At 65.2% G+C, this 25,239-nt stretch carries 17 protein-coding genes and 1 tRNA gene; 5 read left to right on the plus strand and 13 right to left on the minus strand.

The annotated features are described in order from the left end of the window. The 6 genes from OEG81_RS06055 to OEG81_RS06080 form a co-directional block, all read right to left on the minus strand. A complete protein-coding gene (locus tag OEG81_RS06055; RefSeq protein WP_264131805.1) occupies positions 1-918 on the minus strand; it encodes an SMP-30/gluconolactonase/LRE family protein in 918 nt (305 codons plus the stop codon). 59 nt (positions 919-977) lie between these two features. Then, the gene (locus tag OEG81_RS06060) at positions 978-1,712 is read right to left on the minus strand and encodes an ABC transporter substrate-binding protein (RefSeq protein WP_264131806.1); all 735 of its coding nucleotides are present in this window, start codon (positions 1,710-1,712) and stop codon (positions 978-980) included. A gap of 37 nt (positions 1,713-1,749) precedes the next feature. Next, positions 1,750-2,397: a GntR family transcriptional regulator gene (locus tag OEG81_RS06065; protein ID WP_264131807.1), complete on the minus strand. Its 648-nt coding sequence runs from the start codon at positions 2,395-2,397 to the stop codon at positions 1,750-1,752. A gap of 33 nt (positions 2,398-2,430) precedes the next feature. Next, the gene (locus tag OEG81_RS06070) at positions 2,431-3,459 is read right to left on the minus strand and encodes an Ldh family oxidoreductase (protein ID WP_264131808.1); all 1,029 of its coding nucleotides are present in this window, start codon (positions 3,457-3,459) and stop codon (positions 2,431-2,433) included. Between the two features lie 159 nt (positions 3,460-3,618). Then, the gene (locus OEG81_RS06075) at positions 3,619-4,548 is read right to left on the minus strand and encodes a quinone oxidoreductase family protein (RefSeq protein WP_264132501.1); all 930 of its coding nucleotides are present in this window, start codon (positions 4,546-4,548) and stop codon (positions 3,619-3,621) included. Between the two features lie 192 nt (positions 4,549-4,740). Beyond that, the gene (locus OEG81_RS06080) at positions 4,741-5,190 is read right to left on the minus strand and encodes an Hsp20/alpha crystallin family protein (RefSeq protein ID WP_264131809.1); all 450 of its coding nucleotides are present in this window, start codon (positions 5,188-5,190) and stop codon (positions 4,741-4,743) included. A gap of 156 nt (positions 5,191-5,346) precedes the next feature. Here OEG81_RS06080 and OEG81_RS06085 point away from each other — a divergent pair, with 156 nt between their 5' ends. After that, positions 5,347-6,138 (plus strand): alpha/beta fold hydrolase, encoded by a 792-nt coding sequence (locus tag OEG81_RS06085; protein WP_264131811.1) that lies wholly within the window; start codon positions 5,347-5,349, stop codon positions 6,136-6,138. A 20-nt stretch (positions 6,139-6,158) separates the two neighbouring features. Here OEG81_RS06085 and OEG81_RS06090 read toward each other — a convergent pair whose 3' ends face one another. Then, positions 6,159-7,010 carry a putative RNA methyltransferase gene (locus tag OEG81_RS06090; RefSeq protein ID WP_264131812.1) on the minus strand — a complete coding sequence of 284 codons (852 nt, stop codon included), beginning with the start codon at positions 7,008-7,010 and terminating at the stop codon, positions 6,159-6,161. A gap of 267 nt (positions 7,011-7,277) precedes the next feature. On the opposite strand from OEG81_RS06090, the gene OEG81_RS06095 reads away from it, so the two are divergent. Then, positions 7,278-7,353: transfer RNA gene (locus tag OEG81_RS06095), tRNA-Thr, on the plus strand. A 100-nt stretch (positions 7,354-7,453) separates the two neighbouring features. Here OEG81_RS06095 and OEG81_RS06100 read toward each other — a convergent pair. Continuing rightward, on the minus strand, positions 7,454-7,891 hold the full coding sequence (locus OEG81_RS06100) for a MarR family winged helix-turn-helix transcriptional regulator (RefSeq protein ID WP_264131813.1): 438 nt from the start codon (positions 7,889-7,891) through the stop codon (positions 7,454-7,456). A gap of 74 nt (positions 7,892-7,965) precedes the next feature. On the opposite strand from OEG81_RS06100, the gene OEG81_RS06105 reads away from it, so the two are divergent. The 3 genes from OEG81_RS06105 to OEG81_RS06115 all read left to right on the plus strand — a co-directional run bounded on the left by OEG81_RS06105 (position 7,966) and on the right by OEG81_RS06115 (position 10,758). Then, the gene (locus tag OEG81_RS06105) at positions 7,966-8,757 is read left to right on the plus strand and encodes a siderophore-interacting protein (protein ID WP_264131814.1); all 792 of its coding nucleotides are present in this window, start codon (positions 7,966-7,968) and stop codon (positions 8,755-8,757) included. Positions 8,758-8,899: 142 nt separating this feature from the next. Further along, positions 8,900-10,330: a carotenoid oxygenase family protein gene (locus OEG81_RS06110; protein WP_264131815.1), complete on the plus strand. Its 1,431-nt coding sequence runs from the start codon at positions 8,900-8,902 to the stop codon at positions 10,328-10,330. Between the two features lie 53 nt (positions 10,331-10,383). Further along, positions 10,384-10,758, plus strand: a complete 375-nt coding sequence (locus tag OEG81_RS06115; RefSeq protein ID WP_264131816.1) for an MAPEG family protein — start codon at positions 10,384-10,386, stop codon at positions 10,756-10,758. Positions 10,759-10,792: 34 nt separating this feature from the next. Here OEG81_RS06115 and OEG81_RS06120 read toward each other — a convergent pair whose 3' ends face one another. The 5 genes from OEG81_RS06120 to OEG81_RS06140 all read right to left on the minus strand — a co-directional run bounded on the left by OEG81_RS06120 (position 10,793) and on the right by OEG81_RS06140 (position 25,235). Next, the gene (locus tag OEG81_RS06120) at positions 10,793-11,854 is read right to left on the minus strand and encodes an AI-2E family transporter (protein ID WP_264131817.1); all 1,062 of its coding nucleotides are present in this window, start codon (positions 11,852-11,854) and stop codon (positions 10,793-10,795) included. Positions 11,855-11,921: 67 nt separating this feature from the next. Continuing rightward, positions 11,922-13,145 carry an AI-2E family transporter gene (locus OEG81_RS06125; RefSeq protein WP_264131819.1) on the minus strand — a complete coding sequence of 408 codons (1,224 nt, stop codon included), beginning with the start codon at positions 13,143-13,145 and terminating at the stop codon, positions 11,922-11,924. Positions 13,146-13,307: 162 nt separating this feature from the next. Continuing rightward, entirely contained in the window at positions 13,308-13,580 is a 273-nt protein-coding gene (locus OEG81_RS06130; protein ID WP_264131820.1) for a hypothetical protein, read from the minus strand. Between the two features lie 80 nt (positions 13,581-13,660). Then, a complete protein-coding gene (locus OEG81_RS06135; RefSeq protein ID WP_264131822.1) occupies positions 13,661-14,221 on the minus strand; it encodes a DUF2569 domain-containing protein in 561 nt (186 codons plus the stop codon). 61 nt (positions 14,222-14,282) lie between these two features. Next, positions 14,283-25,235 (minus strand): type I polyketide synthase, encoded by a 10,953-nt coding sequence (locus OEG81_RS06140; RefSeq protein WP_264131824.1) that lies wholly within the window; start codon positions 25,233-25,235, stop codon positions 14,283-14,285. Positions 25,236-25,239 lie beyond the last annotated feature (4 nt).

A 25,239-nucleotide genomic window follows, 5' to 3' on the forward strand; every position in this document is an offset into this window, starting at 1 on the left:
TCAGCTGAGCGCGTAGGTTTTCCTGCCCGGAACGTCCAGGTCGACGGCGAGTATCGACGCGGTTTCCGAGTCGGTGATGAACAGGGTCTTGTTGTCTTTTCCGCCGAAGGCGCAATTGCTGGTCAGAATGCCCTTGGGCGAACGGATGCGCAGGAGGGGTTCGCCCAGGCGGCTGAACTTCCAGACGCTTCCCATGCCCATGTGGCAGACCAGCAGGTTGTCGTCCTCGTCCAGCGCCAGTCCGTCCGGCCCAGCCAGCCCGCCCGACATCTGGATGAAGGTGCCCGATTTCGACACATTGCCGTCGGGGAAGAAGCGCACGCGCCAGATGGCGTTGGCCCGAGTGACGGCCAGCAGCAGGTCTGTCTCGGCGGCGTTGAAGGTCAGGCCGTTGGGGCTGGGAATGTTGTTCAGCAGGCAGTCCAGCTTGCCGCCGGCGCTCAGCCGGAACAGCCGCCCATTGGGTGACTGCAAGCCGCTCTGGCCCTGGTCGGTGAAATACAGGTCGCCGTTCGATGTGAAATGAAGGTCGTTGACGCCCCGGAAACGCTCGAACATGGGACGCGTGAAGTAAGGCTCGATGCGGCCGTTGTGGGGATCGAGCACCATGATGCCATGACGGTAGTCGGCGATGAAGATGCGGCCGTCCCGGTGGATCTTCAGGCCGTTGGGTTCGCCGTCGTATTGCACGACTTGGTGGAATTCGCCTTGCGGATTTATGCGGAATATCCGCCCATAGGCCACGTCGACGCAGTAAAGATTCCCTTCCCTGTCGAACGAGGGGCCTTCAAAGAAGGCCGGCAACTGGCGGCCTTTGTGCTGCTGTTGCAGCCAGTAGGATTGCCGCGCGTCGCCTTCGAGCTCCTTGGGCAAAGTGGCGAAGACGCGCGCGGTGGTTTCGGGAGGGGCGGCAAACATGGCTATTACCTCGGCTGGGTTTGTGTGGTTCGGGTGTCTGGGGTGAGGGCGCGAGTACGTCAGTCGGCGGCGGGAGCCACCGTGGCCTCGCCCTGGCCGCTGTCCTGCAGCGCTTGCGCCACGAAGCCGCTGGCTTTCATCTCTTCGATGAAGGATTGCAGGTAGGCATGCGCCGCCTTGTTCCTGACGGGCGTGGCCATGGCCTGCCGGATGGCGGTGAAGTAGCCGGGCAGCACCTTCAGTCCGGGATGCTGCCGAGCCGCGGCTTCCAGCGGTTGCCGCACGCCGGCGGCGGCGTCCAGCCCCTGCTCCAGGAACAGGTCCACCGCGCCCGCCGAGGTGGCGGCCCGTTCGATGGCGGCATGCTTGAGCTCGCGGCTTAGGAACAGGTCGTAGGCCGCGCCTTTGCCGACCGCGATGCGCAGGCCATCGGCGTCGACATCGTCCAGCGTACTCAGGCCGCTGTCTTCCTTGACCAGGTAGGTGCCTTCGATGATGACGTAGGGCGACGTGAACATGACCTCTTCGGCTCTCAGGGGATCGATGGCCAGGAAGCCGATATCCCAGATGTCGTCCTTGGCGGCATCGACCACTTTGCCCGCCGCGGGGAAGGCGACGATTTCCAGTTCGGCGTCCAGGCGCTGGGCCAGGGCCTTGGCCAGGGCAACCGATACGCCCTGGGGCTGGCCGGCGGCGTTCTTCTGGGCCAGTACCGGATTGCCGTAATTGATGGCCGCCCGCAGTTTGCCGGTGGACAGCAGTGCCTTGCGGGCGTCGGATGGATTCGTGCTCATGGGGAAGTTCCTGGTTGAATGGTGGATGTTGGTTTCTTCAGCCGCCCGCGGGGGCGGACCGCTGCTGCTTCAGGCGTGCCAGCAAGGCCTGCCTGATGTGGCTGCGCGCCTCTTGTTCGGCGCGGTCCGCATCGCGTGCCGCGATGGCGTCGAACAGCGTCATGTGTTCCTGGTAGGCCAGGGCGGGCCGGCCGGTATGCGCCAGCGTGCTCTGGCCCAGCAGGGCGGTGGAATCGATCAGGTTGTTGATGGCCTTGATCAGGAACTGGTTATGCGAGGCGGCATAAATGGCCTGATGAAAGTCGTAATTCGATTTGATCGGGTCCGCGCCGTTCCTGCTGTCGTCCAGTATGGCGCGCATATTGTCGATTTCGATGTCGTCGGCGTGCTTGGCCGCAAAGCGCGCCGCCCCGCCCTCAAGTATTTCGCGCAGGGAATACAGCTGCGTGATGGACTGCTGGTCCAGCGTCGTGATGAGCAGGCCCTTGCGCGGCTGGTGAGTGAGCAGGCCTTCGTCCTCGAGGCGCTTGAGCGCCTCGCGCACGGGGGTCCGGCTCATGCCCAGGCGCTCGGAAAGCTCGACTTCGCGCAGCCTGTCGTCCGGGCCGAATTCGCCCGAGACGATGCGTTGCTTCAGTTCGATATAGGCCTGGGCGGCCTGCGAGTTACTTTTCTTGATAGGCATGGGGCGCGTCGCTTGCGGATTGAAACACCACGATTATCGGGCCGCTCGCTCGAGCAGGTGCTCCATGGACGCCTTCTCGACTTCGACGCCGCTGGTTTGCGCCAGCCGGTACTTGTCCAGCTCCAGCTCGCCGGGCACGATGACGGGCATGGCGGGGTCGGCGGCCGGCGTATCGTGCAGGATGCCGCGGAAGTCCTCCATCCTTTCCCGGAGCCAGTCGGCGCCGCCCAGGCGCGCCGTGTCGATCAGCAGGAAGAAGTGGCCCAGGTCCTGAGGCGCTTCGGGGTTGTCGACCCAGGACTGGATGCGGGTCAGGTAGGACGCGCCCGACAGCAGGCCGGCCAGCAGGTCGACGACCAGGGCCAGCCCATAGCCCTTGTGGCCGCCGATGGCCATCAGAAAGCCGCTCAATGCCGCCTTGGGGTCGGTCGTGGGACGGCCTTCCTTGTCGGTCGCCCATGTGGAGGGGATGGCGGCGCCCTGCTGCAGCGCCTGCCGGATCTTGGCCCGGGCCACCACGCTTAGCGCCATGTCCAGCAGGAAGGGATCGCCGCCGGGGTTGGGAATGCCGAAGCCCAGCGGGCTGTTGCCCAGCCGCGCCTCGCGACCGCCCCATGGCGCAATGGTGGTCGTGGCGTTGCTGCAGATGAACGAGGCATAGCCTTGCTGGGCCGCCAGGAAGGCGTAGGGGGAAATCGGCCCGAAATGATTGCTGCCGCGCGCAAACACCACGCCCACGCCGGTCTGTTGAGCCAATGCCATCGCTTCTTTCAGGGCTGTTTGGCCGACCAGGGGACCGATGCCGTTGTCCCCGTCGAGCTTGCTGATGGCGAGGGCCGACTTTTCAATCTTCATTTCCGCCGATGCCTTGATGCCGCCCAAATCCAGGCGCTCGCCGTACGACTCCACGCGGCTGACCCCGTGGGTATGCAAGCCGAACATATCGGCCAGCACCAGGATTTCGGCGGTACTGCGGGCATCCGGCTCGCTGAGCCCATAGGTTTGCAGGGCTTTGACCGTGATCTCGGTCAGGCGGCTTTGTTCTACTCGTTCCAGCGTCATCAGTGGCTCTTCTTTCAAGTTGAAAATAGGTATGTGGAATCCGTATTTTTGTTTTGTGTGTATATGAATTCTTTTGTATACATAAACGAGTGAAATTATGCCCCGGATTTTTCCCGAATTCAAGTTCCTCTCGAAATCCGGGAAAACAGGGGCGGGAAATCAGGGGGTTAGAACGATGGCGCCGCTGGTCCGGCGCGCCTGGGCGGCTTCATGGGCCTGCACCACGTCATCGAGGCGATAGCGGGCGCCGATGCTGGCCAGCACGGTGCCTGAAGACATCGCGTCGAACAGCACCTTGGCATTCGCCCGAAACGTCGCCGGATCGGCGTTATGGGGAAAGACCGACGGGCGGGTCAGAAAGAGGCAGCCTTTCTTGTTGAGCAGTTCAGGAGAGATTTCGGGCGCAGGTCCGGACGCCGCGCCATACAAAACGACCAGGCCGAAAGGCGCCGCGCAATCGAGCGAATGCAGGAAGGTGTGGCGGCCCACCGAGTCGTAGACGACGCGCGCCTTGCGGCCGCCCGTTTCGGCCAGCAGCGTTGCGGGCCAGCCGGGCAAGCTGTAGTCGATGGCGATGTCGCAGCCGGCCTCGCGCGCCAGCCGGCACTTATCCGCAGAGCCGGCCGTTCCGACGACGAAGGCGCCCAGATGCTTGGCCCAGCGGCACAGTATCTGGCCGACCCCGCCGGCGGCCGCGTGCACCAGCACCATGTCGCCAGGCTGAACGCGATGGGTCTTGTGCAGCAGATATTGAGCCGTCATACCCTTGAAAAGCACGGCCGCCGCATCCTCGCATGAGATATCGTCCGGCAAGGCAAGCAGCTTGTCAGCCGGCACATTGCGCAGGCTGGCGTACGCGCCCACGCCGGCGTTCATATAGGCTACGCGATCGCCCGCCTTGAAATTGGATACGCCCGGGCCGGTCGCCACGACCACGCCGGCGGCCTCATGGCCGAGACCGGTCGGCAGAGGCAGCGGGTAGACGCCCTGGCGTTGATAGATATCGATGTAGTTGAAGCCGATGGCTTCCTGGCGGACTTGAACCTGACCGGCTTGCGGCGCGGGCAGTTCCTCTTCGACCACCTGCATGACCGACTCGGGTCCGAAGGACTGGATTTTCACTACTTTGGCTTTGGACAATGTCTGCGCTCCGTTGTTGTTATCAAAAAGAAAGGCCGATGCTTCTGACGGCATCGGCCAACTTTACCGCTTTTTACCGGGAGCACAGAGATAGACAAGTCAGGAACCGGCCCGCGCCAGTGCCCTGGCGCGGGGTTTCGATCAGGCTATTTCCAGCACTTTAGCGCCTTTCTCTCCCGATTTTTTTGGCAGCGTCAGTTCCAGTACACCGTCCTGATACCGAGCGCTGGCCTGGGCATCGTCTATGTCCTGCGCCAGCACGAAGCTGCGCGATTGCACGCCGTAATAGCGTTCGCTGTGCAGGACGGTTTCACCGTCTTTTTGCTCGCTTTCCTTTCGCGTCTCGACGCGGATCGAGACCGTGTTTCCGTCCAGCGTGACCTTTACATCTTCCTTCCGAGCTCCGGGCACTTCGGCTTTCACGCTGTAAGCCTGCTCGCTTTCGGAAACGTCCAGGTTTATGCGTGGAGCCGCCTGCTCGCCCAGCGGGCCGCTCAGGCGGAAATTCTTGAACATCTCGTCAAAGTCGCGGAATGCGTCGAAACGGGAAAGTTCGCCGAATGGATTGAAGCGCATCAGATTGTTTGCCATTTTCAACCTCGCTATAAGATGGTTTACCTTCGACATACACAGGGCGCCGGCGTGGTTCCGGGGAACGCGGCCTGGCCCGGCCGGGCGGAAAAGACAACCCACCCTTTGGTGTGATATATAAGATCGGCCGGAAAAATTTCAAGAGGGGAAACCAATATGGCAACGGTCGACGTGGCAGGCGCGCGAGTCGCCTATCGGGTGGATGGGGAAGGGCCTACGATGGTCCTTGTACACGGAACCGGCGCGGATGCCGTGACCAACTGGGAACATCTGGTGGGGCAGTTTGCCGAGCGATGGACGGTCGTCCGTCCTGATTATTCCGGCTCGGGCCAAACGCGGGACGGCGATGGCGCCCTGACCCTTCCCATGCTGGCCGAACAAGTCCGGGCGGCGGCCAATGCGGGCGGGAAGGCGCCTTTCGACCTGGTGGGGTATTCGCTGGGGGCCTGCATTGCCGCATACATCGCGGCCGAGCATCCCGAACAAGTGCGGTCGGTGGTCTTGCTGGCCGGCCTGGCCGGCGGTGGGGATAGCCGCCTGAAGCTTCAATTTGAATTGTGGCGCGATCTTATCCGCACGGATCGCCGGGCGCTTGCGCGTATGGTGCTTCTGACGGGCTTCAGTCCCGATTTCCTGGCCGGCTGGAGCCAGCGGCAAGTCGACGAAACCCTGGAAATGATCATGGCCACCAATTGGTGGGAAGGCATGCTGCGCCAGGTCGAACTGGATTTGACGCTGGACATGAGCCCCTACGTGGGGCGCATCACGGCCCCCACCCTGGTCATAGGCTGCACGCACGATCACATGGTGCCGCCGTCGCATGCCCGAGCGCTGGCCGCCGCCGTGCCCGGCGCGCGCTACGCCGAAATGCCCACCGGGCACCTGGCGCCGCTGGAGCGGCCCGATGAATTCGTCGGTCTGGTGAAGGAGTTTCTGGCGTCGCGCTAGCGGCGCCGGGTGACAGATGTTTATAGGCTGGTGGGCTTCAGCCTGAACCTTGCCAGGCGTACATCCACGGTGATCGAGAGGCGGGTCAATGCTTTCGCTTTGGCCACGTCCTCGGCTTTCGCCCGGTACAGGTGCGGCGTCATGGCGAGCAGGTCGGAGATCTGCTCCATGCTCGACAGCGGCACGGAGTAATTCAGCATGTCCGACTCCATGCGCTCGAAGCCGGGCGGCTCGGACACGGTGTTCTTGCGTTCCGCCTTGATTGCAGGGTAGATGATCTCTCGCAGTTCGTGCAGATGGCGGCTGCCCGCATCCACCTGCAAGAGCTGTCCGCCTGGCTTGAGCACCCGGGCGAATTCCGCATAGACGGGAAAGCCGAACATGCAAAGTATCCAGTCCAGGCTGCCGGACCGTATGGGCAGGTTGGCATTGCTGCCCACCAGCCATGTCATCTGCTTGTCTTGCCGGGCCGCGGACTGGACGGCCCACTTCGAGATGTCCAGCCCGACCAGGGCCAGCGTCATGTCCGGTCCGGCGCTCGCCGTCAGGCGGCGCAGATAGTGTCCCTCGCCGCATCCGGCGTCCAGGCAGGCCATGTTTGCGCCGACAGGCGCGCCGGCCAGAACCATCCGGTTCGTGGCCTGGGCTATCGGGTCGTACGCCCCCGAACCCAGGAAGCGCCGACGCGACGCCACCATTTCCTTGCTGTCGCCCGGATCGCGCGAACGCTTCCTTTGCACGGGAAGCAGATGGGTGTAGCCCTGGCTGGAAATATCGAAACTGTGTCCCGACCCGCATTGCCAGGCATTTCCGCTACGGTGCAGCGCCGCCCCGTCGAGCGGGCAGGCCAAGGCTTGGAACGGGACGATCATGGGGGCGCAATGTTCGGGAAGACGGGGAGGTGAGGTGAGCCAGTGTACTGAAGATTGCGGCGCGGCGCCTTTTCAACGATGGGCGGCATGCCATGCTGGCGGGAATTTCAGTGACCGGGCATGCTGCGGCGGCGTCCATGCCGACGCTGGAGGAGATCGAGCTTGCCTTGGCAAGGCAGGATCGATGGTGTTGCGGTAAAAACATGTATAATAGCGGGCTTGGCAGCTAGCCGGCCTCTTGCTGTTTTTTTGGCCGTTTTGCTCCGTGCCGATGTAGCTCAGTTGGTAGAGCAGCTCATTCGTAATGAGAAGGTCGAGGGTTCGACTCCTTTCATCGGCACCACTGGAATCAAACGACTTGGCCCGCTCGCATGAGCGGGCCAAGTCGTTTTTACGGGCGGCGGGCATGCGGTCCGTCGGTTCGCTGCCCGCCAGCCTGGCCTTCATCGAGCCGCGGCGCTGCTCCTGGCGTCCTGCAACAAGGCCAGCAATTGGGCTTGCGAAGAAGAAGGGCAGTCCTTCAGCAACTGGGTGGCGACCTGATCCTGCAAGCTGCGCAGCTGCGTGAAAAGCCGCTGGCCGCGTGCGCTTAGGTGCAGGCAGCGCACGCGCTTGTCGCTTTCGCTGGCGCTGCGCTTCAGCCAGCCCTTTTCCTGCAAATGAGCTAGCAGGCGCGCCATCTGCGCTTTGTCGGTATGGCTGTGCTCCACCAGGTCTTTTTGCGTGATCCCCGGGTGGCGTCCCGTGCGCATCAATATGCGCATCTCATTGAACGTCAGCTCTGGATGCGCGGCTTCCAGGGACCTACGCATGCGCTCGCGAAAAAGGGACAGCAATTCATGAACGCAGTCGAATACGTCGACCGATAGGGATGGTTTCATACTGAATAGACTATTGTTGACTAAATCAACTTATTGGTTAATAATTTGTTGATTTTATCAACTTATAGGGAAATATGCCTACCATCGACTCCGCTCCCGTCTTGCAGCGCATACGCCATCCTTTCCGTGCACGCCACGTGCAATTGCTGGCACGCGAATCCATCAGCCCCGGTTTTCTTCGTCTGACTCTGGGCGGCGCGGAGCTGGATGGTTTTATAAGCGCCGGCTTTGATGATCACATCAAGCTCATCCTGCCCCAGGCCGGCCTGGAAAAGCCGCGCCTGCCCGTCATGATCGACGGCCGTCCGCATATCGAGGGCGAGCGTCCCACCATGCGCGACTACACCCCCCTGCGCCATGACGCGGCGCGCAACACGCTGGCGATGGACTTTGCCCTGCATGGGACGGGACCGGCCGCCGAGTGGGCGCGGGGAGCGCCCATAGGTCAATGGGTGGGCCTTGCCGGCCCGCGCGGCAGCATGCTGGTCCCCGTCGATTTGCAATGGCATTGGCTGTTGGGCGATGAAACGGCCATGCCGGCGATCGAGCGTCGCCTGGCGGAGCTGCCCCCAGGCACGCAGGCCGTGGTTCGGGTGCAGCTTGCCGACGGGGCGGATCGGCGCGCATGGCGCAGCGCCGCCAATCTGGATTTGCAATGGGTGGAATCGCTGGCCCCGTCGGTTCAGTCGCTGGACATCCCACAGGGTTCCGGATTCATCTGGGCGGCCGGTGAACACCGCGCCATGGCCCAACTGCGCAAGCAGGTGCTTTCCAAGCCCGGCGCCGATCCCAGGCACATGCGCATCGCCTCGTACTGGAAGCAGGGAGAGGTGGGGCACCACGAGGAACTCGGTTCCGCCGATTGAGCCGGCGCACGGCTGTCTATTGACGTCCGGGCCAGTATGCCTGCGCACAGGGTAGGTGGTTCGGAGCATGCCGGGCCGCCGCGGCGCGTTTATAATCGTCATCTACCTCGCACGTCTTTGCCCGATCCAAAGAGGCCTCCCGATGCAGACTGCAGCCACGGCAACCATAGGTTCGCTGGCCGGCCTGGCCAGTTCCATGATGCAGGAGTACGACTATTTTCCTGAGGTGCGGGGCCGGATCCCTTTGGAACTCGAAGGGACCCTGTATCGCAACGGCCCTGGCCGCTTCGAGCTGGGCGGGGTGCGCAAGCGCCACCTGCTGGACGGCGACGGCATGATACAGGCTTTCGATTTTGCCCAGGGCCGCGTCCGGTACCGCAATCGTTTCGTCCGGACCCGCAAGTACCAGGCCGAACAGGGCGCCGGCCGCTTTGTCATGCCGACATGGACCACCCGGGCTCCGGGGGGCATGGTTCGCAATGTAGGCAACAAGATACGATCTCAGGCAGGCGTGACCGTGACGCTCAAGAATGGCTGCCTGTACGCCTTCGACGAGGTCGGCCTGCCTTACGGGCTGGATCCGGACACCCTGGAGACCTGGGGCGAGCGGCAAGTGGGGCCGGACGACATCCATATCGACTACAAGGCGCATACCAAGACGGATGGGCGAAACGGCCATTGGCTGCTCTTGGGCGTGGAGCACGGGCCCAGGACCTGGCTGGACCTGGTGGTACGCGACGGAAAGGGCAGGCAGCTTGGCCATCAGCGCGTGGCCTCGCCCCGGCCCTCGTACATCCATGACTGGTTTTTTACAGAGCGCCATGTGGTGATCCTGCTTCATCCGGTGGAGCTGTCCCTGCCGCGCTTCCTGTCGGGGCTGGCCAGTTTCACCGACAGCCTGCAATGGCGGCCGAAAAAGGGAAATATGGTGGCGGTCCTGGACCGCGCGGGAGCCGGATCGCCGGTATTCCTGGAAACCGACGCCTGCTTCATGTGGCATAGCCTGAATGCCTTCGACCTGGGCGACTCCATCGTCGCCGATTTCGTGGGCTACGACGCACCCGACCACTTCCTGGGCGAGAAGGCCGCTTTTCGCATGATCATGGACGGCAAGCCGGGCTTGCAGCAGAACAAGGGCATGCTGCGCCGCTACATCATCAATGTGCCCGGCAAGTGCCTGGCGCAAGATTCGCTGAGCGAGGAGAATCACGAGTTCCCCATGGTGGATCCCGATGTCGCGGGCCACCGCCATCGCTTCGGACACTACACCACGGCGCCCGGCGCCACGGTATTCCACCATGGATTGGCCCGCGTTGACATGAACAGCGGGCGGCGCGAGGCGGTCTTCGTGGGCGATGCGGCCCACCTGGGCGAGCCCGTATTCGTGCGCGACCCGTCGTCGGCGGCCGAGCAGGGATGGCTGCTTACCCTGGGGCTGGATGCCTTGACGGCGACGTCCTTCCTGGCCGTCTTCCGGTCCGACCGCCTATCCGACGGCCCGCTTGCGCGCGTGTTGCTGACGCACTCCACGCCGCTCAGCTTTCATGGCTATTGGCATGACCGGCATGCTTGAACCCGCGGATGCGATTGCCTTTTAGTCTTCACATGGATGGACAAGGAGAATACATGACCCTCGTCGCTTGGCTCTTGTTGGTGGCGGCCCTTCTTCCCCTTCTTGCCTCCGCGGCGTCCAAGGCGGGCGGCAAGGCTTATGACAACGACAATCCACGTGCCTGGCTTGCGCGCCAGGAAGGTTGGCGGGCCAGGGCCAATGCGGCTCAGGTGAATCTGTTCGAAGGCCTGCCTTTCTTTTTCGCGGCCGTCCTGTTTGCGCTGTACCGGCAGGCGGACCCGCAATGGGTGGCGGGCCTGATGGCGGCCTGGATCGCTCTGCGGCTTATCTACCTGGGTGTCTACATCGCGGGCTACGGCTCGCTGCGCACGCTGATATGGGCGTTGGCGCTCGTGCTGAATATGGCCATGCTGTTTGCGGGCGGCTAGGGCCTTGGGCGGGCTCCAGCCCGCCGGGCCGGGTTCATTCCTCTTGGTTCATGCGTATGGCCGAGGGGAAAAGGTCCCAGCAGGCAATGAACAAGGCGGCGAACAGCGGCCCGATCACAAAGCCGTTCAGGCCGAAGACCGCCAGCCCGCCCAGGGTGGAAATCAGGATCACATAGTCGGGAATCTTGGTGTCCTTGCCCACCAGAAGAGGGCGCAAGAGGTTGTCCACCAGCCCGATGACCAGCACGCCGAAAAGGGTCAGCACGACGCCCTGCCAGATGGCGCCGGTCACCAGGAAGTAGACCGCGACCGGCACCCAGATCAGCGCCGCGCCCACCGCCGGCAGCAAGGACAGGAAGGCCATCAGTACGCCCCATAACAGGGCGCCCTGTATCCCCAGGAACCAGAACATAAGCCCGCCCAGGGCTCCCTGCGTGGCCGCCACCACGATATTGCCCTTGACGGTCGCCCGGACGACAGTGGTGAACTTGCGGAACAAATGCTGCTGGTGCTCGTCGCTGAGCGGAATCAATTGCTTGCTCTGGCGGGCCAGCTGGGCGCCGTCGCGCAGCAGGAAAAACAACAGGTAGAGCATGATGCCCAGGCCGATCAGGAACTCGAAGGTATTCTGGCCCACGTTGACGGCCTGCGTTGCCAGGAACTTGCTGCCCTGCAAGGCGCCCGCCGACAGCTTCTCGCGCAGGCTGAAGATGTCGCCCACGCCGAATCGGGTCAGCACTTCGTGCACCGAGGGGGGCAGGACGCTCATGATCTGCTCGAAGTAATCGCCCAGATTCAGTTCGCCGGTATTGAGGCGCTTGTAGATGGCCGCGCCCTCCTGCAGCAGGGACCCGGTAATCAGTATCAGTGGAATGATGACCATCAATATGATGATCATCAGCGTCGTCAAGGCGGCCAGGTTGGGCCTGCCGCGCAGCCTGGCCAGCAAGCGCCGGTGCAGGGGCGCGAATACGACGGCCAATATGGTGCCCCAGAAAATGGCGCCGTAATAGGGCAGCAGCACCCATATGAAGGCCACGGTGACCACGGCCAGAAGCAGCAGGAATGTGCGGAAATAAAGGTTCGAATGGTTCATCCGGTATCCATGGGTGCGTCGGATTGCGTGGAAAAATATCGTCGGGCAATTCTATGCGAAACGTGGCCTATTCGCTCAACAGTTCCGCAACGGGCTGCAGCCCCTCGATGTGCTGCGAAACGACCTTGACCAGGACAATGGTGGGAACGCACAACAGCATTCCCCAGACGCCCCAAAGCCAGGCGCCGAACAGCAGAGCCACGAAGACCGCCATGGCGTTCATCTTGGCGATCCGGCCGGTCATCCAGGTGGCGACCAGCATGCCGACGAAGGTGGCGATGGCCAGTGTGGTGCCGGCCGCCAGCAACATGGTCGAAAACGATTCGAATTGCAGGAAGGCGGCGCAGCCTATGGCCACCGAGGCCAGCAGCGAGCCGAAGTAGGGGATGACGTGCAGCAGCGCGGCGGCGACGGCCCAGGCGCCGGGGTTGTCCAAGCCTATCCAGTGCAGCGCCGCCCACGTCGCCAGGCCCAGCAGCGTATTGGTCACCAGCAGCATAAGCATGTATTTCTGAATCGAGGTATTTATGTCGTCCAGAATCTGCACGGTGATTTTCTTGTTCGACAGCGAGGGGCCGGTCAGCCGCACCAGCTTGCGCTTGAAGGTGTCGCCCGACAACAGGGCGAAGAACACCAGGAAAAGCACCATGGTCATCTGCCCCACGAAAGCGGCGGCGCTGAGCGAGCCGGCCCACAACCAGTCATTCAGATTGAAGTCGGCCTGCTTGAGGACCACGGCCGGGGGCGGCGCCACCGTGTGCTCCAGATTCGCATCCGCATCGTCTTTGCTGGGCGCGGCGGCCTCTTTCAAGGTATTGGCGGCGCTGCGCAGTTTTTCCAGTGTGCTCGATTCGCCGCTGTTCATGCGCTTGAAGGCGCTGGTCAGCTTGTACGTGGCGATCGGCAGCTCGTCCATGATGGATTGCGCTTCGTTGTATACCGATGTTGCCACCAATGCGCTGGATCCGAACAAGGCCAGCATGATGACGCTGGTCGCCACCACGCGCGGCAGCCGGATCCGTTCCAGCCAACTGACCAGGGGATTCAAACTGAAGGAAATCAGTATTCCCAGGATGAGAGGAATGAAGAACTCCTTTGCCCATTGCAGGGCAAAGATGAAGGCAATGGCCGCCAGCGTGGTCAGCGCCAGCCCGCCGGCCGCCACTTTGGGCTTTGATGCCGTGTTATCCAGGGCTGGATGTGCGGCGATGCCGAAGGATCCGCCCGAGGCGGCCCCGCGGCTCGTCGTCAGAAGCTGCGACTTCGTCTCTTTAGATTCCACCCTATCCATCGCGATCTCCGGCTATGAGTATTGTTGGTTGTGCCGCCTTTGGCTTTGCCGGAGGCGCAATGGCCTACCGGTGCAAGTGGGCATACAAACAATACGCTGCCTCGCGACTTTGCTCAATCCAACTTGTAACGCAAGGTAGCGCCGTAGTGAGGCTGGGCCGGCTTATTTCAGTTGTATCTGGTATTTAAACCGAAAGAACCCGCCAGCCATTGCGCCCAGTTCTTCATCGCCAAGTTCATGGCCTTCGGCTTGCGCAGTGGTGAGTTGCTCAAGGATTTCATCGCGCGTGATGGCGATAGTATGGCGCTGCGCCGCCGCGGCAAGCAGGTCGGCCGCCGCTTCGATGCTTGAAACCATGGCCAGCTGTTCGCGCAATGCTTCGTCTTGGGCAAGCAGTTGCTGAAGGGCCTGGACTGCCTTGATGGTGCTTGTCATGAAAGCCTCCTTGATGATGCTTGCAGTGTAGGCGCGCGCAGGTTGGGACGCCATGGCTCTTATGTGCCATCGCAGGCGTGTCAGCGCCTGCCCGCCTTCGGCAGGTAGGTGGTCCGGACACGTCGGGACGTCAGGAAATACCAGGTCAGCACCGTGGCGAACAGCATGGTGGCGGCCAGCGCCGAGTAGTCGTGTTCCACGATATAGTCGCCGAAATACGACTCCGCCAGCAGCAGCTCCAGCCCGGCCGATACGGGGCCGGCAATCCAGAGCGCCGCAATCGCCGCCTTGACCGTCCGGGCCGACCGGCTTGCCGCAAGCACGATGACGCACAAGGCCAGCAACAGGGCTTCGAACCAGGCCATGGCTTGCGCGTAGCCGATGTATTCGAGGTAGTCCGGATCGTCCAGCGCCGACGGTATCAGCAGCGCTATCTGGGCTTTTACGCGATAGAACTCGCCCAGCTCCTGTGCCGCCCAGAAGATAAGGAAAGCCGACAGAATGACAAGCCATCCGCCATATCCTGTGGGATCGGGACGCAGGCTGTTCAAACTCTTTTTATCGACGGCTCTGGCTGTCCAGGCGCCCAGGCAGGCCACAAGAATAAAAACGATGAAATGCCAGACACTCCATGTTCCCATGTTACGTTCCTTACAAAGTCAGGGCGCAATGGTAATCGAAATCCCGGGTGGTCAGTGCGGCTCATGGATCGCCCAGCTCGCCCATCAGTCGGTCCAATTCATCCTGCGAGAAATCCATGGCTGTAAAGTCCGATGGCGTATAGACCGCCGCCGACGATGATTCGCACGTTTGCAGCATCGACATGAACCGATTTTCCAGGCGGGCGAGCAGCGCCGTGATGGTCTCCGGCGCATGGCGGGCGCCGTAACGGCAGGAAATCACCAGGCTGCCTTCTTCCAGCCATCCATCGAAGGCCAGCACGTGGCGGCGGCCGGCATGCGGATCGCGCTCCTGGCCGGCGCCCAGGCGCAGCAGGGCAAGCCGGCCGGCTCCGAACTGTTTCAGTTCGCCCACGAAATTGAACGACACGGCCGGCTCAGCCCGCAATGCGGGATCGCCGCCATAGCGCAATAGGCCGTAGCCCATGCCATCGTCCGGGATCTGGCGCAGCGTCTCTTTGGCGGCGACCAGCCAGCCCTCTTCGTCATGAGCCATCGCGCAGGGAAGCACCACGGGGTAACGCGTGGTGAACCATCCCACCGTGCGTGACAGGTCGATGGACGCGTCCAGGGGCTGGCGGCCATGGCCTTCCAGTTCGACGGCCAGCGTTCCGCCCGCCCAGTCGACCAGGCATCGGCCCAGCCCCGCCAGGACCGCTTCATGCGCACGCAGTCCGAAGACCGACGCCATGCCCGTGAAGTAGCGGGATGCCGTGTCCGCCTCGATGCGCAGGCGCGCTTCCCGCACATCGCCTTCCAGGTCGGCGGCCCGCGCGTGGTCCATGGGCAGCGCCATGGCGTCATTGGCCTGTGCGGCCACGCGCCGCCAGTAAGGCAGCGTGCCGGCCATGGCCTCGCGCTGCCGCGCCAGCGACTGCGCCCACCATGACCACGACGTGGAAGCCGCCGCGATGGCCTGGGTTCCCTTGGACAAGCCCGTTGCCAGGTCATCGGCCAAAATGCCCCAGGACACCATGTCGGTCAGGCCGTGGTGGGCGGCGATCACGATTCGGGTATCCGACAGGCCCGCCCGGATCGCGCCCGCCGCAATGATGCGCCCGGCCGCAATGTCCAGTTGGTCCATCAACTGGTCCGCCAACAGGTCCTCCATTGCCTGAAGGGCCTCTTGCGTCATGCCGGCGCCGGCTTCGGCGATGATGACGTTTGGCGCATCAGCCCGACCTGTCTGCTGGGTTTGCTCTTCCGCCGCGGCGTTCCATCGCGTACGCAGCGCATCGTGGCGCTCGACCATGGCCAGCAGCGTTTCCCGCAGCGCCGCTGCGCCCACGTCCATCGAGGTCTGGAATACGGCGGTCAGGCACCAGCGATTCCGGTCCGCCATCGGCGTTTCAAGAAACCATTGCTGAATCGGCGTGAGGGCTACCGGGTGAGCCAGTGGGGCCAGGCCGGCTGCCGCCGCCTGTACCGGAACGGCAAGCTGCGCCAGCGCGCGCACGGTCGGCGCCTGGAATACCTGGGCGGGCGTCAGGGCCAAGCCCGCGGCCCTGGCGCGGCCGACGATCTGTATGGCCATGATGGAGTCGCCGCCCAAGGCGAAGAAGTCGTCATCCAGTGCAATGTCGGGACGCTGCAGGACGTCGCACCATAGGCCTCGCAGTATGTCCGCCGCCGCGCCGCCTGTGCTTGCTTGCTGGTTTTCGTGCGTGTCGGCCGGCGGTGCCGGGGCGGGATCCGAGGCGGCGCGCAGCAAAGCCTGCCGGTCCACTTTGCCGTTGACGGTCAGCGGCAGGGCCGGCAACATCAGCACGCGCGCAGGCACCATGGCCTTGGGTACGCGCTGCGTCAGCCAGGCAAGGACGTCGTCCTTGCCGATGTCGCCGGCAACGGCGGCGACAAGGCTGGGTTCGCGCCCCGCGGCCTGATCGACCAGCACCGCGGCGTCGCGCACGCCGGGGCATGTCCGGATCGTTTCCGCCAGCCCCGCCGGTTCGATGCGGTGGCCGCGGATCTTCACCATGTCGCCCTGGCGGCCAAGGAATGCGATGGCTCCGTCGGGATGGCGGCGTCCAATGTCGCCGGTGCGATAGCTGCGCCGCCCGTCCCGGGCAAGCGTGAAAGGCCCTGCGCCGGCGTCGCCATGGGTATAGCCGGCGGCCACCGCGGGACCGCTGATGACGATCTCGCCCTCGTCGCCGTCCTCCAGCACGCTGCCGTCGCTACCCAGGATGCGCACCTCATAGCCGGCCAGCGGCGGCCCCACCGGCACCATTGGACTGTCTTCCATACGCAAGGCGGCCGTCGCCTCGGTCATGCACGCGCCTATCGTGGTTTCGGTCGGGCCGTAGTGGTTGTAGACGCGGCAGCCCGCGCCCAGCGCGCGGATGCGATCCACCAATCCCCATGCCAGCGCATCGCCTCCCAGTATCAAGGCATGGCGCGGCAGCAGGGCGGCCGCTTGCGGCGCATCCAGCAGCGCCGCAAGGTGGGACGGGACGATCTTCAGGGCATCCACCGGCGTTTCCGTCAGCCATTGCTGCAGGGCCGCCGGATCGCGGGCCGAGTCGGCATCGACCGCATGCAGCAGGCCGCCCGTCCACAAGGCGCCCAGGACGGAGGTATAGCCCAGGTCCGCCGCGAACGAGGTGACGATGGCGAACGACATGGGCGCCGTCGCGCCCAGCCGGGCCAGCAGCGCCGTGACATAAGTGTGCACGGCTTCATGCGATATAAGCACGCCCTTGGGGCGTCCCGTGGAACCGGAGGTGTACAGGATATAGGCGATGTCGCCGCCGGCCACGGCCTGGCATGGCGATGGAGTTGCCGCCGTATCCCTTTCGAGCGGTTCACGTGGCGCGCGCGACCACGGCACGATGGGAGTACCCGCCGGCGCGCGTCCGGTACCCGGTTCCGCGATCAACACGCGGGCCGCGCTGTCTTGCAGGATGGCTGCATGATGTTCATCGGGATGCTCGTCATCCAGCGGCACAAAGGCGGCGCCCAGGCGCATGATGGCCAGTATCGCCACCACGGGACCCAGCCCGCGCTCCAGCCGGAAGGCGACGCGGTCGCCGGCCTGTACCCCGGCCTTGGCCAGTTGCGCGGCCAGGCCGGCGGCATAGGCATCCAGCGACCGGTAATCGACCGTGCCGCGGCGGTCCCGTACAGCCGGCGCGTCGGGAGTGCGCGCGGCATGCTCCGCTACCCGCGCCGCCAGGCATGGGTAGCCGCCTTGGGCATCGGCGACGTCGAGGGCGCCGTGGACGACCCGATCCGTAGCGCCGCCGCCTGGATCGCTTCCGGCCAGCTCATCCAGGATGGCCACATAGCTGTCCAGCCATCCCTGCACCCGGTCGGCATCGAACAGGTCGCGGTTGTAATGCGCGTCGATGCGCAGGCCGTCGGCGTCGATCTGCATGTTCCAGTTCAGATCCCAGCGCACGGCCTGATGCGTATTGGCCTCTACCTGGGTAGTCAGGCCGGCAAAGTGCGGAGCGGCATCCGTACGATCCAGATTGAACGATACGCAGGCCAGTGGCGGGCGGGCTGGATCGCGCCGCAGCTTCAGGTCTTTCAGCAGGCGGGAATAAGGATAGTCGCGGTGAGCCATGGCGCCGGCGACGGCGCGCTGGGTCGCGCGGATCAGGCCGTCGTGGCTGGCGGAGGCGCCGGCATCCATGCGCACGGGGAGCACGCTTACGCAATAGCCCATCAGCGTTGACGCGGGCAGCTCGGGCTGGCCGGCGGAGAAGATGGCGACCGCCATCTCGTCCTGTCCGCTCAGGCGGGACAGGAGCCGGCCGTAGGCGGCCAGGCAAACGGAAAACAAAGAGCTGCCGGTCTGCCGGCCGCGGGCTTGCAGCCGTTCCAGCAGTTCAGGCGGCAAGCGGTCTCGGCTTGCGCAAGCGCCCGAAAAGGTCTGCAAGGCTGGACGCGGCCGGTCGGTGGGCAGTTGCAAAGGCGCCGGCACCGTCGCATACATATCCTGCCAATACGCGGCCAGTTCGGGCAGCATCGCATGCTTGCGGCAGTGATCGATGTAACGGCGATAGGGCACGGGGATGTCCAGCGCCGCCGGGCGCTTTTCGATCCGGGCGCTGTAGAGTTCCGCCAGCTCCAGCGCCATCAGCTGCATGGACCATCCATCGGTGATCAGGTGCGGCATCACGATCAGCAGGCGATGAGCATCCGGCGATTTGCGGACGATGCGCGCCACCACCAGCGGCCCGCGCTCCAGGTCCAGCGGTGCCAGAGCCATCCGGTCCAGCCAGTCCTGTTCGGCGCCGTCGCGTGCCGGGTCTGAATCCATGACCTTGACATCAGGCGCCAGAACGGGATGTATCAATTGGCTTTCCCCGTCTTCCGGAAAGGTCGTGCGCAGGGCCTCGTGCCGGTCGACCACCTCGCCCAGGGCGGCCTGCAGGGCGGCCACGTCCAGCGGCCCGTTCAGGTCGAACACCAGCGACTGGTTGTATGCCGCCGACGTCTCGGGGCTGAAGGACGCCAGCAGGCGCAGCGCCTGCTGGCCCGGGGTCGTCGGCAGGCGCTCGGGCTCCGAGGATCGGGTGGCCGGCGCAGGTGCAGGAGTGCGCGGGGCCAGCATGCCTGCCGCCCGCATGGCGCGCACCGCGGCTTGCACCGCCGCCGCGATGCGGTCCAGATCCTGATCGGTATGCGCGGTGGACAGAAAGCAGGTGCGTCCTTCCCACACATAGACGCCGTTCTGGATCAGGTGGTTGTAGAACAGATCGCTGGCGCCCACATAGCGGTACAGCGATGAAAAATGATGCACCGATATGGAGGTTTCCTCGGCTTGCAATACGGCATTCAATCGTGCCGCGAAGGATTCCGTACGCTGGTTCAGCGAGGTTTGCAGGCTGGGCCCGGCCTCCTCCAGATGGGCCAGCACGGCTTGCGCCGCAACCATTGCCAAGGGGTTCTTGTTGAACGTGCCGGCAAAGAAGCTGCGGTCCTCACGCGGCAATTCCTTGCCGTCGAAGGACCAGGCGCCGCCGTCCAGGGCGTCCAGGTAGGCGGCGTCGCCCGCCACCACGCCTATGGGCAGGCCGCCGCCGACGATCTTGCCGTAGGTGACCAGGTCGGCGCGCACGTCGGCCCAGGCTTGCGCCCCGCCTTGCGCCACGCGAAAGCCCAGCAGCACTTCGTCGAAGATCAATGCCGTGCCGGACTTGCGGGTCAGTTCGCGCACTTGCTGCAGGAAGGCGCGCGGCTGGCGATCCGGCCGCCGGCCCTGCACCGGTTCGACGATGACCGCGGCCAGTGTCGATGCCTCGCGTGCGAGTATTTCCAGCGCGGCGGCTTCGTCGCCGTAGTCCAGCACCAGCACGTCGCCCACCATGCCCGGCGGCGTGCCGCTGGCCAGTGCGACCGTGGTTCCGTTTGCGCCGGCCTGGGCCAGCGTCCCGTCGAAGTGGCCGTGATACGAGCCCGAGAACATGGCGATGCGCTGCCGTCCCGTGGTGTGGCGCGCCAGGCGCAGGGCGGTCATGACCGCCTCCGTTCCGCTATTGCAGAATGCGGCGCGGGCGTTGCCCGTCATCCGGCAGAGCCGCTCGGCCACTTCGCCGGCCAGATGCGCCTGCGGCCCGATGAACAGGCCGCGTTCGGTCAGATGACGGTTGATCGCCTCGGTCAGGAAGGCGGGGCTGTGTCCGAAAAGCTGCACGCCGAAGCCCATGGCGCTGTCGACATATTCATTGCCATCCACATCGATCAGCCGGCTGCCCCGGGCGCTTGCGCCGACGATGGGGTAGAGCATGGAGCGGGTTTCATTCCGAAAGCCCGCGACAGCCCGGCTGTCGGCCAGGTAGGGGCCGTACTTGCGCCGCTGGTCTTGCGAGGCGCGGCTGCGCCCGACGTAGGCGCGGGCAAAGGCGGCCAGCGCTTCGGGATCGCCTATGTTCTGCGGCGGCGCCGCGACTGCGGGTTGCGGCGCATGCGCGATCGCAGCGGCCGGCGCTGCCGTGGGAATTTCAGGTGCAGGCGCGGGGCTCGATTCGGTCAAGGCCTGCAAGATATAGGCGATCAGCCGGCCTGGACTGCCCAGGTTCTCGAACAGCGCCCGCCGGGGTATGGCGATGGACCAACGCCGTTCCAGCGTCGCCACGGCTTCGGTAAGCGCCAATGAATCGACGCCCAGTTCAAGGAAGCCGCGTTCCGATTGGGCGTCCGAGGGCGCCAGTTGAAGGGATCGAACCAGGACATCGGCAATCTGTTGCCGGTGATCGATCGGAGCGCCATCAACCGCGCTCGTTGCGATATCGGGCGGGGAAGCGGCGTCGCCGCGTTCTTCCCGCAAGGGCACGGTTGCCGTCGGCATCGTGGCGCCGGCCTGCGGCAAGGGTATCCAGTGCCGCTGGCCCGCAAAGGGATACCCCGGCGCGCTCACCCGCTTGGCGGAGGCATAGACCTCGTCCCAGCGGATGTCCGCGCCGGCAACGAACAGGTGGGCCAGGACATTGCCCAGAGTCTGTCCGGCCGGACGATTGCGCCTTAGCGTCGGAACGATGACGGGCGGCTCCTCCGCGAAGTCGGCCGTGCGCGACGCCGCGCCCATCAGGGCGGGCGAGGCGCCCACTTCAATCAGCACCCGTGCGCCGCTGGCCGCGAGCGTCGACATGCCTTGCGCGAAGCGCACCGGTTCGCGTATGTGGCGCACCCAGTAATCCTCGGTGTCGAAGGGAGCGTCCAGCTGGCCCGTCAGGTTGGAGACCAGCGCCGTGCGGGGCGGGGAGAGCGCGGCTCCGGCCATGGCGGCGGCAAAGGGTTTCAGCGCCGCATCCATGAGCCGGGAATGGAAGGCATGCGCGGTGCGCAGCGGCTGGCAGCCTATGCCGTGGGCCTCCAGGCCCGCGCCCAGGGCATCGATGTCCGCCGCCGCCCCGGACACCACGAACTCGTCCGGCGCGTTGACGGCGGCGATGTCGACCTGCTTCAGCAGATGGCGCGCGGCGTCCGGCACGGCATCCGGCGACACGAACACCGCCGCCATGCGGCCGCCGCCCGCGCCGGCCCCCATCAGCGTGCCGCGCTGCACGACCAGGCGCAAGGCCTGGTCCAGCGTGAATACGCCGGCACGGCAGGCAGCCACCCATTCGCCCAGGCTGTGTCCTATCGATATCTGGGGCGTGATTCCCCAGGCCGCCAATCTGTCGGCCAGGGCATAGCCCAGGATGAACAGCGCAGGCTGGGCGAGCCGGGTGTCGGCCAGGTCGCTGTCCGGATCGTCGCCGAACATCGCCGCGGCCACCGAGCATCCCAGCAGAGGGTCGACAATCGCGGCGCAGTCGTCGACCATGCGGCGGAATGCCGCATCGCCGCCGTACAGGTCCTTGCCCATGCCGGCCCACTGGCTGCCCTGCCCGGTATAAAGAAAGCCAAGCCTGGGCGGATCGGCGGGCGCGAGGCCGCGGGCGCCGACCAGCGGAGTGTCGCCGGCGGCGACCGCGCGCAAGCCCGCGATGGCCTCGTCAATATCCTGCGCCACAACGGCCGCGCGCAACGGGAATCGGCCACGGCCCACCGCCAGGCTGGCCGCCAGCCCGCGCAGGTCGGCACGGCCGTCTTCCAGCCAGGTGGCCAGTGTCCCCGCCAACCTGTCCAGGCCTTGGGCGTCGGGCGCCGACAGGGGAAGGACGATGGGACCGTGGTGCTGGATGGCAATGGGAGGCGTACCGGCCGCTTCAAGTATCAGGTGCGCATTGGTGCCGCTGAATCCGAAGCTGCTGACGGCGGCGCGAGCCGGATGGCACGGCGGCCAGGGACGCGGCGCATCGATCACCTGCACCGGCAGGCGGTCCCATGCAATGCGGGGGTTCGGATTCCGTTGATGCAAGGTCGGCGCAAGCCGGCCGGATTCCAGCATGAGGACGGCCTTGATCATGCCGGCTATGCCGGCGGCGGCTTCCAGGTGGCCGATGTTGGTCTTGACGGAACCGATCAGCAAAGGCGCATCGCGGCCGTCGCCGTAGACGTCGGCGAGCGCCTGCACCTCGATGGGATCGCCCAGCGGCGTGCCTGTGCCGTGGCACTCCACCACGTGCACGTCCGGCGCCTGCAGGCCTGCGTCGCGCAAGGCCTTGCGGATCAGCGCGGCCTGCGCCGATGCATTGGGCGCGGTCAGCGAGCTGGCCCTGCCGTCGTGATTGACGGCCGCGCCCCGGATGACCGCGCGTATGCGGTCGCCATCGCGCAGGGCGTCGGCAAGCCGCTTCAATACGACGATACCACCGCCTTCGCCGCGCACATAACCGTCGGCTGCGGCATCGAAAGTGCGGCAGGCATGGCCGGGACTCAACATGCCGGCCGCGGCGAAGCCTTGCGTAAGGATATCGTTGATCAGCAGGTTCACGCCGCCGGCAAGCGCCATGTCGCACTCGCCCTGACGCAGGCTTCGGCTGGCGGCGTGAACGGCCACCAGAGATGAGGAGCAGGCGGTATCCAGCACCAGCGCCGGCCCGTTCACGTCCAGCAAGTGGGCCAGCCGGCCCGCGGCCGTGCTGGCCGAGTTGCCCGTGGCGGCCAGCGGCGAATAGGATGCCCCCGGCCCCTGGAAGCGCAGGCCGTAATCGTGCGTGCTGATGCCCAGGAACACTCCGGTGGCCGACGGCCGGCGCGGCCGGTCCGCCGCGCCGGCATCTTCAAGCGCGTGCCAGGCCACTTCCAGCAAGAGGCGGTGCTGGGGGTCCATATGGCTGGCCTCGCTGTCGCGTATGCCGAAGAAGGCGGCGTCGAAACGGTCGATGTCGTCGATATAGCCGCCCGGCCCCAGGCCGGCGCCTTCGGGCCTGCCGGCGGGCGGCTGTCCGATGGCGTCCTGGCCGGAGTCCAGCAAGCGCCAGTAGGCTTGCGCATCGGGCGCGCCGGGAAACCGGCAAGCCAGGCCGACGACCGCAATGGAATCGTCGGGCAGGGGCGCGGTATTGCTCACAGCCTGGCTTTGATCGGCACTGGCGGCGGCCCGGATGCCGTCGGACGCAAAATGGGCGGTCAGCCGCGCCAGCGTGGGATAGTCGTACGCGACGGTCTCCGGCACCGGCACGCCCAGGCGTTCTCCCAGCGCGAAGGCCAATTCCGTGGAGGCCAGGGAGTCCAGCCCCAGTTCGGCAAAACCGCAGTCCGCGGGCAGGCTGTCGGGGGCAAGGCCCAATCGATCCGCCAGCCACTGCGTCAGCCAGGCGCGCATGCTGCGGCCGTCCATTTCTTTGCCGGCCCCAGCCTCGGACGGCGCCCCTTCGATCCGGCTGGGCGACTGCGCTTCCCATTGTGCAATCACGGGCAGCTCGCCCGCCAGGTAAGCGCGCTTGTTGGCCATGCGCTGTATCTTGCCGCTGGACGTGCGCAGCACGGTGCCCGGCGGCACCAGCACGATGCGCGACAGGGAAATTTCCAGCTGTTGCCAGACGGCCTGTACCATGGCGTCGAAAACGGGGCCTGTCGCTTCGCCGCGCCGCGAGCGTTCCATTTCCTGGACCAGCACGACCTGCTCGCGGCCAATGCCGGAGCCGTCGGCTTCAAGATGGAAAGCCGCGCCGTTGTCGCGCCGCAGCGCATCGTGCGACCGCTGCGCCACCCACTCGATGTCTTGCGGGTAAAAATTGGCGCCGGCCAGGATGATCACGTCCTTGATGCGGCCGGTGATGAACAGTTCCCCGTCCACCACGGCCCCCAGATCGCCCGTGCGCAAAAAGCCGCCGGCATGCGGCTCGCCGTCGATTCTTGCACCGAATGCGGCGGCGGATTCTTCGGGCCGCCGCCAGTAGCCTGTTGCAATGGTGGGTCCGCCCACCCAGACTTCGCCGATATGGCCGGGCGGGCAGCGCCGCAGCGTTTCCGGATCGACGATGGCGATGGGAATATCCGGCAGGGGCCGGCCGCTGCCCGGCATGACCCGTGCTGCCGGCGCGTCCGGGTCGCTGGGCAGCATGCGGCCGGCGGACAGCGCTTCGCCGTCGAAATGCCGCAGGACCGGCAGGTCGCCGACGGGGTTTCCGGTCACGGCCAGGGTGCTTTCCGCCAGGCCATAGGCCGGCGCGAACGTGGCGGGCCTGAATCCATACGGCGCGAACTCGCTGACGAACTGATCCATGACCGCCGGGTTGATGGGTTCAGCGGCGTTCATGGTCATGACCATGCTGCCAAGGTCCAGGCCGGCGCGGTCCTGCGGCGCGATGCGCCGGCTGCACAGATCGTAGGCGAAGCTGGGGGCCGCCGAATGCGTGCCGCGAAATTGCGACATGGCCTGCAACCAGATCAGGGGCTTCTGCAGAAAGGTGTTGGGTGCCATCTGGACCGAACCGCAACCCGAGTACAAGGGCTGAAGCAGGCCGAAGATCAGCCCGAGGTCATGAAAGGCGGGCAGCCAGCTGATCATGACGGACTGCTCGGCTATGCCCCACACCTCGCCCATGCGCTGCAGGTCGTGCAGCAGGTTCCCGTGGCTGACCCGGACCCCCTTGGGCATGGCCGTCGAGCCCGAGGTGTACTGCAGGAAGGCAGTATCGTCCGCCAGTATGGAGGCGGGCTGAAGGTCGGGCTGGTCGGGCAGCCCGTCCACGGCCACCCAGGACAGGGCGGCCAAGCGCGCGTTGGACCCGCGCCATTCGTCCGTGGCGCTCAGCAGCCCCTCGCTGGTCAGTGCGACGCGGGCGCCGGAGTCGGTGGTTACGGCCACCAGTCGTTCGATCAGGCGATTGCGCCGCGGCGGATTGATGGGCGTTGCCAGGCGGCCGCTCCATAGGCAGGCCATAAATGCGGCAAGGAAGTCGGGACCGGCATGGAACACCAGTAGCACCGGCTCGCCAGGTTGGGTGTCGCGCATGAGCCGGGCCGCGATGGCGCGGGCGCGCGACGCCAGGTCGGGGGCGCTCCAACGGCATTGGGGCCGGCCCTGGCTGTCGAGAAAGGTGAACCACCAGCCGTCGCCCCGGCTGCGTGCCCTCCGATCCAGGATGTGGGGAAGCAGCAGGGTGGTGTCTTGCGGGGCGGCGGAATTCATTGCG

Origin of the sequence: Pollutimonas sp. M17, assembly GCF_025836975.1 — a bacterium.
Classification (GTDB): Bacteria; Pseudomonadota; Gammaproteobacteria; order Burkholderiales; family Burkholderiaceae_B.

Coding starts and splice junctions, on each gene's coding strand:
- OEG81_RS06130 (WP_264131820.1), bottom strand. CDS start 13,580: ATGACAAGCACCATCAAGGCAGTCCAGGCCCTTCAGCAACTGCTTGCC.
- OEG81_RS06070 (WP_264131808.1), bottom strand. CDS start 3,459: ATGACGCTGGAACGAGTAGAACAAAGCCGCCTGACCGAGATCACGGTC.
- OEG81_RS06125 (WP_264131819.1), bottom strand. CDS start 13,145: ATGGATAGGGTGGAATCTAAAGAGACGAAGTCGCAGCTTCTGACGACG.
- OEG81_RS06055 (WP_264131805.1), bottom strand. CDS start 918: ATGTTTGCCGCCCCTCCCGAAACCACCGCGCGCGTCTTCGCCACTTTG.
- OEG81_RS06110 (WP_264131815.1), top strand. CDS start 8,900: ATGCAGACTGCAGCCACGGCAACCATAGGTTCGCTGGCCGGCCTGGCC.
- OEG81_RS06075 (WP_264132501.1), bottom strand. CDS start 4,548: ATGCAGGTGGTCGAAGAGGAACTGCCCGCGCCGCAAGCCGGTCAGGTT.
- OEG81_RS06100 (WP_264131813.1), bottom strand. CDS start 7,891: ATGAAACCATCCCTATCGGTCGACGTATTCGACTGCGTTCATGAATTG.
- OEG81_RS06090 (WP_264131812.1), bottom strand. CDS start 7,010: ATGATCGTCCCGTTCCAAGCCTTGGCCTGCCCGCTCGACGGGGCGGCG.
- OEG81_RS06140 (WP_264131824.1), bottom strand. CDS start 25,235: ATGAATTCCGCCGCCCCGCAAGACACCACCCTGCTGCTTCCCCACATC.
- OEG81_RS06065 (WP_264131807.1), bottom strand. CDS start 2,397: ATGCCTATCAAGAAAAGTAACTCGCAGGCCGCCCAGGCCTATATCGAA.
- OEG81_RS06135 (WP_264131822.1), bottom strand. CDS start 14,221: ATGGGAACATGGAGTGTCTGGCATTTCATCGTTTTTATTCTTGTGGCC.
- OEG81_RS06115 (WP_264131816.1), top strand. CDS start 10,384: ATGACCCTCGTCGCTTGGCTCTTGTTGGTGGCGGCCCTTCTTCCCCTT.
- OEG81_RS06085 (WP_264131811.1), top strand. CDS start 5,347: ATGGCAACGGTCGACGTGGCAGGCGCGCGAGTCGCCTATCGGGTGGAT.
- OEG81_RS06105 (WP_264131814.1), top strand. CDS start 7,966: ATGCCTACCATCGACTCCGCTCCCGTCTTGCAGCGCATACGCCATCCT.
- OEG81_RS06120 (WP_264131817.1), bottom strand. CDS start 11,854: ATGAACCATTCGAACCTTTATTTCCGCACATTCCTGCTGCTTCTGGCC.
- OEG81_RS06080 (WP_264131809.1), bottom strand. CDS start 5,190: ATGGCAAACAATCTGATGCGCTTCAATCCATTCGGCGAACTTTCCCGT.
- OEG81_RS06060 (WP_264131806.1), bottom strand. CDS start 1,712: ATGAGCACGAATCCATCCGACGCCCGCAAGGCACTGCTGTCCACCGGC.